Source organism: Klebsiella sp. Ech2A, from assembly GCF_030078455.1.
Classification (GTDB): domain Bacteria; phylum Pseudomonadota; class Gammaproteobacteria; order Enterobacterales; family Enterobacteriaceae; genus Klebsiella; species Klebsiella terrigena.
Genome location: NZ_JAQGFU010000112.1, coordinates 1 through 14447, shown reverse-complemented (window position 1 = coordinate 14447; position 14447 = coordinate 1). Strand labels below are relative to the sequence as shown.

At 58.5% G+C, this 14447-nt stretch carries 14 protein-coding genes; 8 read left to right on the top strand and 6 right to left on the bottom strand.

Annotated features, from left to right (window positions below; all coding sequences use genetic code 11):
* The first annotated feature begins 310 nt into the window (after positions 1–310).
* Both PFH44_RS18120 and PFH44_RS18115 read left to right on the top strand, forming a co-directional pair.
* Positions 311–571 carry a hypothetical protein gene (locus PFH44_RS18120; RefSeq protein ID WP_045859573.1) on the top strand — a complete coding sequence of 87 codons (261 nt, stop codon included), beginning with the start codon at positions 311–313 and terminating at the stop codon, positions 569–571.
* 84 nt (positions 572–655) lie between these two features.
* Positions 656–1744, top strand: coding sequence for an AAA family ATPase (locus PFH44_RS18115; protein WP_283825737.1), 1089 nt, complete (start codon positions 656–658; stop codon positions 1742–1744).
* Positions 1745–1772: 28 nt separating this feature from the next.
* Here PFH44_RS18115 and PFH44_RS18110 read toward each other — a convergent pair whose 3' ends face one another.
* Both PFH44_RS18110 and PFH44_RS18105 read right to left on the bottom strand, forming a co-directional pair.
* Positions 1773–3038, bottom strand: a complete 1266-nt coding sequence (locus PFH44_RS18110; protein WP_045858335.1) for an MFS transporter — start codon at positions 3036–3038, stop codon at positions 1773–1775.
* A 253-nt stretch (positions 3039–3291) separates the two neighbouring features.
* Complete coding sequence (locus PFH44_RS18105) at positions 3292–6399, bottom strand: beta-galactosidase (protein WP_283825736.1); 3108 nt, start codon at positions 6397–6399, stop codon at positions 3292–3294.
* Positions 6400–6620: 221 nt separating this feature from the next.
* On the opposite strand from PFH44_RS18105, the gene PFH44_RS18100 reads away from it, so the two are divergent.
* A complete protein-coding gene (locus PFH44_RS18100) occupies positions 6621–7685 on the top strand; it encodes a LacI family DNA-binding transcriptional regulator (RefSeq protein WP_045858330.1) in 1065 nt (354 codons plus the stop codon).
* Positions 7686–8050: 365 nt separating this feature from the next.
* On the opposite strand, the gene PFH44_RS18095 is transcribed toward PFH44_RS18100, so the two are convergent.
* Positions 8051–8251, bottom strand: coding sequence for a hypothetical protein (locus PFH44_RS18095; RefSeq protein ID WP_045858328.1), 201 nt, complete (start codon positions 8249–8251; stop codon positions 8051–8053).
* Positions 8252–8462: 211 nt separating this feature from the next.
* Between PFH44_RS18095 and PFH44_RS18090 the strand changes: the two genes are divergently transcribed.
* Together PFH44_RS18090 and map are read left to right on the top strand one after the other, a co-directional pair.
* On the top strand, positions 8463–8681 hold the full coding sequence (locus PFH44_RS18090) for a ParD-like family protein (protein WP_041145722.1): 219 nt from the start codon (positions 8463–8465) through the stop codon (positions 8679–8681).
* A complete protein-coding gene (map, locus tag PFH44_RS18085; RefSeq protein ID WP_283825735.1) occupies positions 8662–9435 on the top strand; it encodes a type I methionyl aminopeptidase in 774 nt (257 codons plus the stop codon). The genes PFH44_RS18090 and map overlap by 20 nt, the downstream gene beginning before the upstream one ends.
* Positions 9436–9501: 66 nt before the next feature.
* On the opposite strand, the gene PFH44_RS18080 is transcribed toward map, so the two are convergent.
* Complete coding sequence (locus PFH44_RS18080; RefSeq protein ID WP_283825734.1) at positions 9502–9834, bottom strand: winged helix-turn-helix transcriptional regulator; 333 nt, start codon at positions 9832–9834, stop codon at positions 9502–9504.
* Positions 9835–9945: 111 nt separating this feature from the next.
* On the opposite strand from PFH44_RS18080, the gene gstA reads away from it, so the two are divergent.
* Positions 9946–10590, top strand: a complete 645-nt coding sequence (gene gstA, locus PFH44_RS18075) for a glutathione transferase GstA (protein WP_283825733.1) — start codon at positions 9946–9948, stop codon at positions 10588–10590.
* A gap of 57 nt (positions 10591–10647) precedes the next feature.
* A complete protein-coding gene (locus tag PFH44_RS18070; protein WP_045858319.1) occupies positions 10648–10857 on the top strand; it encodes a hypothetical protein in 210 nt (69 codons plus the stop codon).
* A gap of 166 nt (positions 10858–11023) precedes the next feature.
* On the opposite strand, the gene PFH44_RS18065 is transcribed toward PFH44_RS18070, so the two are convergent.
* Complete coding sequence (locus PFH44_RS18065) at positions 11024–12436, bottom strand: aminotransferase-like domain-containing protein (protein ID WP_283825732.1); 1413 nt, start codon at positions 12434–12436, stop codon at positions 11024–11026.
* A 98-nt stretch (positions 12437–12534) separates the two neighbouring features.
* Here PFH44_RS18065 and PFH44_RS18060 point away from each other — a divergent pair, with 98 nt between their 5' ends.
* Positions 12535–13341: an arylamine N-acetyltransferase family protein gene (locus tag PFH44_RS18060; RefSeq protein ID WP_283825731.1), complete on the top strand. Its 807-nt coding sequence runs from the start codon at positions 12535–12537 to the stop codon at positions 13339–13341.
* A 90-nt stretch (positions 13342–13431) separates the two neighbouring features.
* Here the strand turns inward: PFH44_RS18060 and PFH44_RS18055 are convergent.
* Positions 13432–14447: EAL domain-containing protein (locus tag PFH44_RS18055; RefSeq protein WP_283825730.1), on the bottom strand; the 1016-nt coding region annotated here is incomplete at its 5' end.

Here is a 14447-nt window from a genome sequence, read left to right as displayed (position 1 = left end):
CAACAAGAGAGTGGCGCATTTCGGTGACTGTTCCTTAGTTTTTATTTCTTCACGCCGCTATGGGCGCAGCCCGGCGACGCTCGCACCTGAAAATAATGCGAAATAAGAGTTGTGAAGATTCACAATTTCTCTTTTTTCCTTCATCATTCGTCAGCTTTTAGTCGTAATAATCAATGCTTAGCTCAGTATAAGAAAGAGTTTTTTTATTTAGGGCCGGTATGAACTATAAGAATGTACTGAAGGTAGCGCTATTGCTACCAGCGGTCGGCTATCGAACGTTAATCATTGACCCCAATCCGGGAGGAACATGGTGGACCCGCTAATTAAGGTCATGCTGGTGGGGGGGAAGGCGGATGGTCTGCTGGTCAGCGTCGCCGATACCGCGACGGAACTTTCCGTCACCGCCGCGCAATATGGCGCGAAATCCGGGCAGCCGCTGAGCTATCGGATCGTGTCGCAGACTATCGATAATGAGCGTTACTTTTTTGGCGTGTTTAGCGATACTCATGACGACACGGATAAACTAACCAGAGTTGCGCTGACCCGGGGTATGAAGAAATCGCTGTGCTGAGCCTGTACCGGACGGCAGACCGCCGTCCGCTCAGGCGGCGTTTTCCCGGCGCTAGCAAATGATTTCGCGATCTTAGGGAGCACCATGATCCACCATCTCCGCATACAAAATTTCAGATCGGTAAGGGATATCGAGCTGGATCTGGGGGCGCTGAATATCGTCTTCGGGCCTAACGGCTGCGGCAAGTCCAATATCTACAAGGCCATCCATCTGCTCACCGCCTCCGCGGACGGCAAATTTTCCAGCTATATCAGCGATGAAGGCGGCCTCGAAAACATCATGTGGTCGGGAAAGAGCGCGCCCACGGCCCGCTACCCGAAGCGGCTGCAGATCGCCTGCCTGACGGAACAGTTCGACTATGAGCTGCAGGTCGGATTTCCGGAAAAGCTGCCGTATCCCACCCAGTTTATGCTCGATCCTATTGTCAAAGAGGAGTCTATCTGGCTGGCCGGCTTCTCCCGTCGCCCCTCGGCCAGAGTGCTGCAGCGTAAAAATCAGGCGGCGTTTCTGATTGACGTGAACGGCGAGAAAAACACCTTTACCGAAGCTATCTACGAGAATGAATCGATCTTCGGCCAGCTTGGTGAACCGCACCGCTTCCCGGAAATATCCCGCGTCCGGGAGACCATGCGCCAGTGGCGCTTTTATCACGAATTCAATATCGGCCGCCACTCCGCGCTGCGCCATCCGGCGGTGGGCTACCGTTCGCCGGTGCTGGATAGCGACGGGCACAACCTGGCCGCCGCGTTTCAGACCATTGTCGAAATTGGCGCCGTGGAGCTGCTGCACGAAATCCTCGAGAGCGCCTTTCCCGAGTGCCGTTTCTTCTGTGAAAATGAGAATTCGCGCTTTTCGATTAAGATGCGCCGCGAGGGCATCTCCCGGCCGCTGCTGGCGGCGGAAATGTCGGACGGCACCCTGCGCTTCCTGTGCCTGGCGGTGGCGCTGCTGAGCCCAAGGCCGCCGGCATTTCTGGCGATTAACGAACCGGAAAACAGCCTGCACCGGCAGATGTTTCCGGCGCTGGCGCGGCTGATCGTTGAAGCATCGCGCTATAGCCAAATCTGGCTGACCAGCCACTCGGCGGAGCTGACCGAGCTCATCTCGTCGCTGGCGGAGAGCCAAATTTATGAGCTGGAAAACAGCGGCGGTGAGACCCGAATCAGGTGCTGATAGCCCGCCTTGCGGCGGGCGTTATGCCTCAGACAGCGTTGTTATATCCCGGGGCCGGCAGCAGGGTTTTGCTGCCTTTGAGGGTAAACAGCGAAATAAGCGTAAAGCACAGCGTAATCGATCCGAGGATCAGATAGGCCTGATGGAAGCCTACAGTGTCGTACATGCGTCCCACCCACGCCGACAGCACCACGCCGGAGAGCTGTTTCGATAAGTTAAAGCCAATCAGGAACAGGGTAGCGGAGAGCTTCGGGTTAAAGGCGGAAGAGATATATTTGAAGGTGCCGACCAGCAGGAACGGAACTTCAAACATATGCAGCATTTTTAATATCACCACTTCGACCGCGCTGGTGGCGAATGAGGAGCCGAGAATGCGCACCGACATAATTACCCCCGCGGTCAGCAGCGCATTTTTCGCCCCGATGCGGTTAACAATCGCCGGAGCGCAGAACATCACCAGCGCATTCAGCAGCTCGCCGCCGGTGGTGACAAACCCAAAGACTTCGGTTCCGCGCTGCGGGCTGGAGAAGAAGCCTTTAAAGAAGTTAGCAAACTGCTGATCGAAGACGTCATAAACGCTGGCAACGCCGACCACGTAGATAATAAATCCCCAGAACCGCGGCATGCGCAGCAGCTCGGCGGCAACGCGCAGCGAGAAGGCCTGGCGGTTGGCGCCCAGCGCGTCCATCACCTGGGCGCTGTTGCTGCTTTCCGGACGGGAAAACCACAGCAGCACGCCGAGTGCCAGCGCGAAGCCGGAGGCAATCCAGAAGGTAATATTCGGGTCGATGCCAAACAGGATCCCGGTAATCGATGCGCAGATAGCCCAGCCGACGCAGCCGGCGACGCGCACCTTGCCGTATTCAAATCGGTTGGCGCGGCTGACGCGTTCGATATAGGCCTCGACCGCCCCGGAGCCGCTGGAAAAGACGATCCCCAGATAGATGCCGCCCACCAGCGCGCCGACGACAATATTCATCTGCAGCAGCGGTGAAAAGACGAATATAAAGAACGGGGCGAACAGAATTAATAACACCACGATCGTCCACAGTAGATGCTTGCGCAGCCCGAGCTTGTCAGAGATCAGGCCAAATATCGGTTGGCAGATAATGGCGAACAGCGAAATTGAGGAGAAGACGATCCCGGTTTCCGTTTTGGTTAAATGGTTAACGTCCGCCAGCCACACCGGGAAAAAGGGGAAATAGGCCGACATAATGAAGTAATAGAAGAAAAAGAACAGCATGAAATAGATAAAGTTATGCCGTTCTCGCGGCGCGAGTTCAGAGAATTTCATAGAGAGATTCCATTTTTATTATGCCTGTAGGGTTGGGGGCCTGACGCCCCGTTTATACCGCTCATACTTCAGGTTGCATGTGCGCTGCTGTTCCTCGCTTTCCTCGCTCATCCCCGCCGCTGACGTCAGTAAGCCGTCGGGTTCCCTGCCTGCAACTCGAATTATTCCGGCTTTATACCGTTATGATCCAGGCGGCCGGCGGGCGATTCTCTTGCTGAATCACCCGCGGCGTAGCCCGATTATTCCGGGTTTATTACTGGAAATGAATGCTTATCTGATACTGCCACCGCGTCTCCTGAAGCAGCCACTGCGGCAGAACGCTCGGGGTCCAGGAATCATCGCCGCCGACGCCCATATGCCGGCCGTCGAGGGTGATCCAGACGCCGCTCTCCGGGCGCATCAGGTGCCAGTGGTCGGTCGCCATCAGCTGCGCGGTACCGTAGGGCTGCACCGAGAAGTGGAAGTGGCCCGCGACGTGCCAGCGTCCCCAGTCCAGCGCGGTGCTGTCGCAGCGCAGGCCGTTCTCGGTGGGGAAGATGTACGGCGTGCTCATCTCCGCAAGGGGCAGCTGCCAGCGGGAGAACTCCGCGCTGCTGCGGCGGTCCGGGTAGTTTTCATGCGGGCCGTAGCCGAGCCACGAGACCGGCTGCTGCTGATCGGCGACCTGGAAGTTGAGGCCGACTCGCGGCAGCGGCGGCAGGGTACCGGCGCGCTCGCCGTCTACCGCCAGATGTAAGCGGCCTTCGCTATCAAAGGTCATACGCCAGCTGCTGACGATGACCACTTCATCGCCGCGCAGATAGTGCCAGCGGCTGTCGATGACCACCTCATGGGCCAGACGCTGGGCTTCACAGCGAACGCAGCGCGCCTCAAGGTCGTACAACCCGGCGCTTTTCCAGCGCTCAACCCAGGCGTTAGGGTCGATGCGTTCCACTTCGCTGACGCCGATATCGTTATCCAGCGGGGCGCGCACAAACTGGTCGCGCAGCGGGGTCAGCAGCTGCTCCACGCCGTCCGCGCGCCACTGGCTGAGCAGCCCGCTGTGCCGATCGACGGTCCACTGCTGCGATCCCAGGCTAACGACGTAGACCGACTCATCGATCTCCAGCGTCGGCGCGCTGCCGGCAGGCGCCGATTTGGCGAGCGCCAGCGGGGCGGCGAGGGCAAACTGCTGCCAGGCGACGCGGTGTTCGGCCGGCGACCAGGCGGTAGCCTGCGGCTGAACCACCTCCAGCAGCAGCCAGACTTCTTTCGCTCCCTGAGGCAGGGTCAGGTTATCGCACAGCGTCAGCTCCGCCTCGCCCTGCGGGATGAGATCGAGGGCGGTGCTGCCGCTGGCGACGGTTTCGCCCGCTGACTGTACCTGCCAGCGCAGCTCTTCATTATTGGTCGCGCGGAACAGGTATTCACTATTGACGCTGACCCGCAGCGGAGACTGCGCCAGCAGCGCGAACTGGAAGAACTGCTGGGCGTGTTTGGCCTCGATGAGCGACGGGTGCGGGCGGCGATCGGGGAAAACCAGCCCGTTCATGCAGAACTGACGGTCGTTGGGTTTATCGCCAAAATCACCGCCGTAGGCCCAGCCGGTGCTGCCGTCTTCGAAGGTTTTGCTAATTGCCTGATCCGCCCAGTCCCAGATGAAACCGCCCTGCAGGCGCGGATATTCGCGGAACGCCTGCCAGTAGTCGGCGAAGTTGCCCAGGCTGTTGCCCATGGCGTGCGCGTATTCGCAGAGGATCAGCGGGCGCTGCTCGCCCGGCATGCTGATCCACTTTTTGATACCCCATTTCGGCACCGCCGGAATGAGCTGGTCGCGCTCAACGCGGGCGTACATCGGGCAGATAATATCGGTGGCGCTGCTGTCCGCTCCGCCGCCCTCATACTGCACCGGCCGCGAAGGATCGTTGCGCTTGATCCAGTGGTGGAGGGCTTCATGGTTGTCGCCGCCGCCGGATTCATTGCCCAGCGACCAGATAATAATCGACGGATGGTTACGGTTGCTTTGCACCATGCGCGTCACGCGGGCGCTAAACGCCGGCAGCCACGACGGGTCGTCGGAAAGGCGGTTCATCGGCACCATGCCGTGGGTTTCGATATTGGCCTCATCGACCACGTACAGTCCGTAGCGGTTGCAGAGCTCGTACCAGCGGGAGACGTTCGGATAGTGCGAGCAGCGCACGGCGTTAAAGTTGTTCTGCTTCATCAGCAGGATATCCTGCAGCATGTCCTCCTCGGTCACCACCTGGCCGCGCTGGTGATGGTGCTCATGGCGGTTAACGCCGCGGATCAGCAGCGGTTTGCCGTTAAGCAGCAAAAGCCCGTTGCTTATCTCGACCCGGCGGAAACCGATGTCCCAGGCTTCCGCTTCAATCAGCCGATCGCCTTGCCACAGCGAGACCACCGCGCGGTAGCAGTGCGGCGTTTCGGCGCTCCACAGCGCCGGGCGCTCGACCGCCAGGGTTAAGCTGGCGCGCTCGGCATAGTTGCCGCGCTCGTCGATGACCGGCGAGCCGGGACGCTGGCGGATGCTGGCAACCTGTTTATCCCCCTGCCACAGGCTGACCTCGGCGGTCAGCGCGTCGAGCTCCCCGGCAGGCGCGGCGATGGTCAGATCGACCGCCAGCTCGCCGTCGCGGCAGAGCGCGTCCAGCGTCGGGGTGATATGCACGTCGCTGAGGTGCTGATGGGGCTTATTGAGCAGCCACACCGAACGGAAAATACCGCTCATGCGCCACATATCCTGATCTTCCAGCCAGCTTCCTGCGCTCCAGCGCATCACCATCACGCACAGGCGGTTATCGCCCGGCTGCAGGTACGGCGAGAGGTCAAACGCGGCAGGAAGGCGGCTGTCCTGGGAGTAGCCGACCCACTCGCCGTTACACCACAGGTGGAAGGCCGAGTTGACGCCGTCGAAGATCGCCTGGGTCTGGCCTTCCGCCAGCCACTGCGGATCAACGGTAAAGGTCAGCGAGTAGCAGCCCGTCGGGTTATCTTCCGGCACGCGCGGTGGCGTGGTGTCGATGGGATAGCGGACGTTGGTATAAATCGGCGCGTCGTAGCCTTCCATTTGCCAGTTTGAGGGAACCGGAGTGCTGCGGCTGTCCGGCAGATCGGCGTCGATCCAGCTGGCGTCAACGGCAAACGGGCTGCGGGCGTAGGAAAACTGCCACCGTCCGTCCAGCAGACGGCGGCGATCGCCGGGCAGATTGTCGCGCGCGTCGGCGATATTTCGCCAGCTGGCAAAGGTCGGGTGGGACGCCAGGCGGTTAAGGTGAGTAATGGTCTGGTTTTGCCAGTCTTCACGAGCCAGCACTTCGTGGAACAGCGGAGAGCGGGCGGCGGTTGAGTCGTGTTGTTGCATACGCATACCTGACGGATAAGTGAAGTAAATGTCATTCGCTAGACAAGAATGAATGTGTTATCAGATATTTTTACTCGTGCCGCAATATCGTTGGAAATGAAACCCATTAACGATCACGAAATGCCGGAATTAGAGCTGATTTTTGTCGTGAATTAGACATAAAATGTTAGCGAAAGACATTTAACCAATACCTACTGAATTTTGGCGACCAGGAGAGGACTATGCAGCGGCGTTCGGCAACCTTAGATGATGTGGCGCAAGAGGCCGGAGTCTCTCAGCAGACGGTCTCCCGGGTGCTGAATAATCCGGACGTGGTCTCTGACCGCACCCGCGACAAGGTGATTCGCGCGATGCAGGCGCTGCACTATGTCCCTAACCGTTCCGCCCAGCTGCTGGCGGGGAAGGCGGCGCCGTCCATAGGGCTGATCACCGCCTCCTTGACCCTGCATGCGCCATCGCAAATTGCCGCGGCGGTGAAGCTGCATGCCGGCATGCACCGGCTGGAGGTGTCGATCGCCATGCCGGAACAGACCGACTATGCTTCTCTGCAGGCGCGGCTGGACGAGTTTCGCGCCCAGCATATCCGCGGGGCCATCGTCAGCCTGCCGCTGGAGAGCAGCACCGCCGAGCGCCTGGCCGCCGAGAACCCCGATATCTCCTGCCTGTTCCTCGACGTTGCTCCCGAAACCGAGGTTTCCTGCGTGCGCTTCGATCACCGCGACGGCTGCGGCGCCTGCGTGCGTCATCTGTGGGAATCCGGGCATCGGGAGTTTGGCCTGCTGGCGGGGCCGGAGAGCTCTATTTCTGCGCGAATGCGCCTCGGCAGCTGGCGCGAGGCGCTGCATCGTCTGGGCATCAGCCGGGAGGTGACGGTCTTCGGCGACTGGAGCGCGGCCAGCGGCTGGCAAAAGACCTTTGAACTGCTGCACCTTCAGCCGCGGATCAGCGCTATCGTGGTGGCCAACGATCAGATGGCGCTGGGGGTGCTCAGCGCGCTGGCGCAGCTTAACCGCACCGGCAGCAGCGCTATCTCGGTAACCGGCTACGACGATACCGCCGATAGCCTCTACTTCCAGCCGCCGCTAACCACCGTCGCGCAGAATTTCGATCTGCTGGGGAAAAGGGCCGTGGAGCTGCTGGCCCAGCAGATGGCGACGCCGCAGATGCGGATCCGCGAACTCCTGCCCACCACGCTGATTGTGCGCCAGTCCACCTGGGCTTACGGCGGCGAGCCGGCCCGCGATCCGCTGATTGCTCAGCTAAAAACGCTGGTGGAAAAGCTTTAAGCCGGTTGGTTTAAGCTTCATTGAAGTAGAGGGTGCTAAGGTGCGCGATAGGCGTAAAGAAAGATAGACTCTTTTTTTGCGTACAATGCAAAACACAATCTATCCATGCAAGCATTTATTTACCGCCATTTCACTGGCGGTTTTTTTTCGCCCGCATTTTGCATCATGGGATGCCCACGTCGCCCGGGCGTATTTTATTTAACTCTGCTATTTGGTTGCTTATTAGCTGCTTACCGGAATAAACGCTCTGTTTTTGGAACCAGAGGTGCGCCGACCTTCCCGGGCGAGAGTTTTCAACCCAGCATAAAATGCTGTGGAGACGACGGTCAGGCGGATGGTCCCGACCGCAGTGGCCGGAGATCCGGTTAGCGTAAGGTATTGACGTGCTTGACCAGGGGATTGATGCGCCCGACCGCGCCATGCTGTTTGCTCAGGCAGGTCAGCATCACGCTATCGGACCACTGGCATTGACTGCGCCCGCGATGGGTTGACGATGAGTTAAATAAAGCGCTGATAAGAAGCCCGACAAAAAGGGTGAGCAGCGGGAATGCGAGCGAGGTTTTCACTTTATAACTGTCCTGGCGGTCAATGCGATTTTTAGTACCCTACACTAAAAATGTGACAGTTATCCCATTTATGTTTTATATGACCGACCCGGCCGCCGGAAATGACGACCCTTCGGCCAGCGGCAGAGGATCTCAACGGGCGCGTCTAACCGCGTGACTTCAGCTGCCAAAAAGCATACGATGCGTATATGTTTTATTACGGAATATATATATGGGAATCGTAAAAATTTCAGATCTGCTGCATGACGATATCCGCGACGCCAGCCGGGCCATGTCGCGGTCGGTGAACGCTCAGGCCGAATACTGGATCCGCGTGGGGATGATGAGCGAGCTCTATCCCGAGCTTAACCATCAGCAGATTAAGCTGCTGATGCTCAAATCAGGGTCCGACCGCCTGCTGGAGGTGATTAATGCTATCCATTCCCATTAAGACCGCCGAAGAGCTGGCTCTACAGCGCCATGCAGGGGAACTGTTAGCCGCCGTTTTTGACATGCTGGACGCGTTTATTCAGCCGGGCGTTACCACGATGGAGATTAACAATCGCGCCGAGGATTTCATCGTCAACCAGCTGCACTCCCGGCCCGCCAGCAAGGGGCAGTATGATTACCCCTATGTGCTGAATACCTCCATCAACGAGGTCGTGTGCCACGGGATGCCGAAGGAGACGGAGCGCCTGAAATCAGGGTCGATTGTTAACGTCGATATTACGCTTGAGAAGAACGGGCTGATTGCGGACTCCAGCAAAATGTACCTGATTGGCGACGTTTCTCCGCTCGCTCGCCGGCTGGTGAAAACGACCTATGAAGCGATGTGGAAGGGGATCAAGGTCGTGAAGCCCGGCGCCACGCTGGGCGATATTGGCCATGCGATTCAATCCCATGTTGAGAAGAATGGCTACAGCGTCGTCAGGGAGTACTGCGGCCACGGCGTGGGCAAAGAGATGCATGAAGACCCGCAGGTGCTGCACTATGGTAAACCCGGCGAAGGGGTCGTTTTGCAGCAGGGAATGGTCTTTACCATCGAGCCGATGGTCAACCAGGGCGACAGCAAAACGAAGCTTAAGAAAGACGGCTGGACGGTGGTGACCCGCGATAAGAAGCTCTCGGCGCAATGGGAGCACACCATTGCGGTGACCGACACCGGCTTTGAGGTTCTGACCCTGCGCCAGGGGGAAGAGCGGTAGCTTTGACAGGCCCGCTCCGCCGACCGCCTCATCGACAGGAGACGGTCGGCGAGGAACGGGATCCCGTTAGCAGTTCGCCGGTTCCTGCTTTTGCTTCAGCCACAGCCCCAGCTCCTTAACGACCTCGACCACTTTTACCAGCCTGAGACCGTCGGCCGTCAGGTTGTAAACAACCTTAACCGGCACTTCGGGATAAACGGTACGCTGCACGACGCCGGCCTCTTCTAACGCCCTGAGATCCATGGTGAGCATCCGCTGAGATATGGCGGGGATATCGCGACGGAGGTCGCTAAACCTTTTCGGCTTTTCCAGCAGGTACGACACAATAAGTAAACGCCAGCGGCCGCCAATGAGATTCATCGCAACTTCGACGGAACAGCCGGAGATAACGTCTTTCATGTTAATACTCAGTATAATTTATGTACCTACACTACAATAATGTGCCTTCTTTAAAGTATCAACTAACTTTGTTAACCTCGCGCTATACTTAAACGGTGAGGGTGTTATTGCATGAAACTTTATTATTCTCCGGGCAGCTGCTCGCTTTCTCCCCATATTGCTTTACGTGAAGCGAGCCTTGATTTTGAGCTTATTCGCGTTGATACCAAAACCCATACCTGGGGCGCCGGAAATAACTATTATGATATTAATCCGCTGGGCTATGTCCCCGCATTAGAGACCGCCGACGGGGATATATTCAGAGAGGGCGTCACGCTTATTCAATATATTGCTGATTTAGCGCCCGACGCCGGACTGGCTCCCGCCAGCGGGACGAGCGCGCGCTATCGCCTTGAAGAGTGGCTGGTATTTTTCAATAGTGAAATTCATAAAGCCTTTATTCCCCTCTTTTATAGCGAGCACGGCGGGGCCTATATCAATATTGCGCGCGAGAAGCTGCTTTCGCGTTTTGCGTGGCTCGACCAGCAGCTGGCGGATAAAGCATTTATCACCGGAGCGCAGTTCTCGATTGCCGACGGCTATCTGTTCGCGCTGGTTGGCTGGGCGCAGGCGGAGTGGCTGATATCGGTTTATAACCTGGATATTGACCTGACGAATTATAAAAACATTGCCGCATGGTATCAGCGGGTGCTGGCGAGACCGGCGGTCCGCCAGGCGTTAAAAGAGGAGGGCATCGACTTCCTGCCTCTCATATAATACCGCCCGCTTCCTGTGCTATTATGGCGCTCCACCAACGCTTACAGGGATAAAAGGATGTTAGAACAATATTTTGGTAATGCTGCCACGGCAGAAGAGAAGAAACGACTCCTTGCCGTCCAGGCCGCCTTAGAAATCTCGAAAGCCGCCGTTTCTTCATCAACCGCAAATTCAGGGATCCGCAGCCAGATGGATCTGCGCAACGTGGCGCAGGAAGTGGCTTCATTAGCTGACGCTATTCAGGATGCGCTCGAAGAGAGCGAGTAAACCCGGAGTGGGCTAAGCAGCCCTCAGGGCATAAGCCCCCTCGCGTATCGGCAGCAGGGGGCCTTCACAAAACAGGCTTCCTGCCCGTGGGGAAGCGGCCTTAGCCAGCATCGGCTGGTTGAAATCAAAATTATTACGCAATAGAGATAACGCTCCCGCCAGGCGATTAATTTTTATTCTCCGCACGCCGACAGATCTCAGCAAGCTTTGTTACCGCCGCTATCAGCTGCGGCGTGGGTTCGCAGGCGCAGTTAAGCCGGAGATAATGGCTCATATCCTGGCGCGGGGAAAAAAGCTGCCCCGGACTTACGCCAATCCCGGCTTCGAGCGCGGCGCGGTGCACGTCGAGCGCGTTAATGGCTTTGGGCAGCTCCACCCACATCAGAAATCCGGCCTGCGGAATGACCACCCGGGTCTGATCGGGAAATTGAGCCGCTACCGTGCGGGATATGATGTCGACGCTTTTCTGGATCCTGCTCTTGAGACGTAAAAGGTGACGATCGTAGTCCCCGCGGGACATAAAATCGCTTACCGCCGCTTCCGTCAGCGGCGAGCCGGCCCAGTCGCTGGCCAGCCGTATTTTCATCACCTCTTCATAGTAGCGGCCCGGCGCGATCCAACCCGTGCGCCAGCCTGGCGTCAGCGCTTTTGACACCGAGGAGCAGTACAGCACGGAGCCGCTGCGGTCAAATGCCTTACACGCCGGCGGACGGACGGCATCCCCGGCCAGGTCGCCATAGACGTCATCTTCTATCAGCGGAACGCCGTGTCTCTCCAGCATCGAAACCAGCTCCCTTTTGGCGGCAACCGGCATCACGGCGCCCGTTGGGTTCTGCGCGCTGGGGGAGACCAGCACCGCGGCAGGGCGATAGCTGACGATGGCTTCATTCAGCGCCGTAAGGGAGATGCCTTCCTGCGGATCGGTAGCGATTTCCAGCGCCTTGAGGCCCATTGACTCCAGAAGCAGCAATGCGCCAAACCAGGCGGGACGTTCGATCGCCACAACATCGCCGGCAGCGCAGACGGCCTGTAGCGCCAGGCGCACGGCCTGGGTGGCCCCGCCCGTGACGATCAGCTCGTCTGGGCCGAAGGTCGCGCCCCACTGGACGGCCCTGCGGGCTATCTGATAACGCAGATCGGCTCTTCCCGGCGGCATGCTGTAGGTCTGTCCGCAGGCCTCCAGACGGCGGCTTGCGGACTGCAGAATCCGCTGCAGCCGGGCCGCCGGCAGCCAGGCCGGATCGGGCTGCGCGGCGCCAGGCGGAACCAGGCGACTCTCCTGACCGCTAAACAGCGTTCTGGCGAGGGTCGACATATCCACGGAGACCGGAGCGGCGTTGGGAACCGCGCCAGATGCGGCTGCGGGGGTAACGAGGCTGACGTAATACCCGGAGCGCGGGCGGGCGACGATCAGCCCTTCGGCCTCCAGAAAACGCAATGCTTCCTGGGCCGTCGGGATGCTGACCTGCTCCCGTTCAGCCAGCTTGCGGACTGAAAGCAGGCGGTCGCCGGGATGAAGCGCGCCGGCAGTGATGGCCTGTCGGAGCGAAAGGGCAATGCGCTGATAGCGGGGAAGCATGGGATCTGTACAGGCTGGTTTTCAATAAATCTGAATATATCCGCTTAGCGCCCGCAACGCTATTCTCGGCTGCAGATGACGAAGACACGGAGATTGCCATGAAAGCCAAAAATTTTGACCTTGCCGCCTATTTTCAGCGCATTGATTATCGCGGCTCGCCGCGAACGGATGCCGCCACGCTGCGTGACATTATGCAAAGACAGCTATTTTCAATTCCGTTTGAGAATATCGACGTGCGGGACGGGAAAGGCGTTTCGCTGGTCGCGGAAGATATTGTCGAAAAACTGATCGGACGGCAGCGGGGCGGATATTGCTACGAAGTTAACGCGCTGTTTGCCATGGCGCTTGAAGCGCTGGGGATCCCTTACCAGTTTGCCGCCGCGCGCCCGATGTTCTATCCAGCACGTCGTCCGCGAACGCATATGGTGGTGATTGCTTTTGTTGAAGGCAGGCGCTGGCTGTGCGATCTCGGGTTTGGTCATTACGGAATACGGGCGCCCGTTGACCTCGCCATTCTTGATACTGAACAGCCGCAGAATCCGGATACCTTCCGCCTCAGCCTCGATGCGACCGGCGTGTATACGCTGCAGGCGTGGGTTGATAGCGGCTGGCACAACCAATACAGTTTCGATCTCTCGCGCCACGAGCTGATCGATTTTGAGCCCGCCAACTATCTGAATTCCACCCATCCGGACACCGTGTTTGTCAGGCAATTAGTGGTCGTGTTACACCACCCCGACGGCAGAGATATTCTCTCCGGCCAGGCGCTTAAGACGATCCGCGGTCAGGAGACGCGCCAGCGGCTGCTCTCCGATGACGAGCTCCCGCAGGTACTGCGCGAGACGTTCAGGGTGACGGTGCCTGAGCCCGCTTCAGCGCCGGCGGATAAACCGCTCGCCAGCTGATTTTTTGGTCATTAGCGGCGGAGATTATCCGGCCTCCGCCGCCGGGCACGTGCGCTCTGATGGCGGCGAAAAGGGGATATTCACCGCCGGTTAGGGCGCCAGTGCGGGCGCTGGCAGCCCTTTGCCGGGGAGTCTGACCGGCCAGCGGACTTCTCCGACGCCGTTCAGCTGGGGTCGGGAGAACAAAAAGCCCTGGAAAAGACGAATTCCGATGGCGTGCAGCCAGCACCACTCTTCAATGGTCTCCACGCCTTCGGCGACGACGGTGATCCCGAGGTCTTCGCAGCATCTGACCACGGACACCACAATCGCCTGCTTGGCTCCGCTCATATGAATATTGCGCACCAGCTCGGCATCGATCTTAATTTTATTCGGCTGGAAGCGGGTCAGCAGCGAAAGTCCAGAATAGCCGGCGCCAAAATCATCGATGGCCAGGCTCATACCGGCCACGCGAATATCCTTCAGCACCTGCTGAAACTCGGTGAAGCCGGAGATAACCTCGGTTTCGGTGACTTCTATTATAATTTGCTCCGGCTTTAGCCCGGCATCGCGGATTTTATCCAGTAAAAACGCCACCGAGCCGGAGCGGTTATACAGCGAGCCCGGCAGCAGGTTAACCGCCAGCCGCTGTTCGCCGAGGTTAATGCTGCCGGCAAGCGAAAAGGCGTAGGCTTTGGTTTCCAGATCGAAATCGTAGCGCTTCTTTTCCGGCACCGAGGAGAACATCTCCGCCGGTGAGCCGCCAGATGGGCTGCGGATCAGCGCCTCGAACGATGAGATATGGCCGCTTTCCGGCTCGACAATCGGCTGAAGCGCAAACTGGCAGGGCTGCCCGGGAGACAGTTCCGACAGCGGGCAGAGCGAAGGAGTGCCACGGCTCTCCATAGTCCACAGCGCGGGATTGAGCCCTTCCGGCAGAATATAGCGCCCGCCGTGCGCGATAAAGGCCTTAATAAACTTGAACATCCGGTCATCCGCAGAGAGCGCGTTCCTGAACTCACCTAGATGGAGGATCTGTTCCGTCAACGCCCCCGGCTTGTTTAGCTGCAAATCAAACAGATGCATACCGATATCGCGAAACCGCCGGTAGGCAGGGTCTGTCTCTT

What these genes read in the sequence shown, in the direction of transcription:
- gstA (WP_283825733.1), top strand. Translation starts at nt 9,946, where the DNA reads ATGAAACTTTATTATTCTCCGGGCAGCTGCTCGCTTTCTCCCCATATT.
- PFH44_RS18100 (WP_045858330.1), top strand. Translation starts at nt 6,621, where the DNA reads ATGCAGCGGCGTTCGGCAACCTTAGATGATGTGGCGCAAGAGGCCGGA.
- PFH44_RS18060 (WP_283825731.1), top strand. Translation starts at nt 12,535, where the DNA reads ATGAAAGCCAAAAATTTTGACCTTGCCGCCTATTTTCAGCGCATTGAT.
- PFH44_RS18090 (WP_041145722.1), top strand. Translation starts at nt 8,463, where the DNA reads ATGGGAATCGTAAAAATTTCAGATCTGCTGCATGACGATATCCGCGAC.
- PFH44_RS18065 (WP_283825732.1), bottom strand. Translation starts at nt 12,436, where the DNA reads ATGCTTCCCCGCTATCAGCGCATTGCCCTTTCGCTCCGACAGGCCATC.
- PFH44_RS18105 (WP_283825736.1), bottom strand. Translation starts at nt 6,399, where the DNA reads ATGCAACAACACGACTCAACCGCCGCCCGCTCTCCGCTGTTCCACGAA.
- PFH44_RS18070 (WP_045858319.1), top strand. Translation starts at nt 10,648, where the DNA reads ATGTTAGAACAATATTTTGGTAATGCTGCCACGGCAGAAGAGAAGAAA.
- map (WP_283825735.1), top strand. Translation starts at nt 8,662, where the DNA reads ATGCTATCCATTCCCATTAAGACCGCCGAAGAGCTGGCTCTACAGCGC.
- PFH44_RS18080 (WP_283825734.1), bottom strand. Translation starts at nt 9,834, where the DNA reads ATGAAAGACGTTATCTCCGGCTGTTCCGTCGAAGTTGCGATGAATCTC.
- PFH44_RS18110 (WP_045858335.1), bottom strand. Translation starts at nt 3,038, where the DNA reads ATGAAATTCTCTGAACTCGCGCCGCGAGAACGGCATAACTTTATCTAT.
- PFH44_RS18115 (WP_283825737.1), top strand. Translation starts at nt 656, where the DNA reads ATGATCCACCATCTCCGCATACAAAATTTCAGATCGGTAAGGGATATC.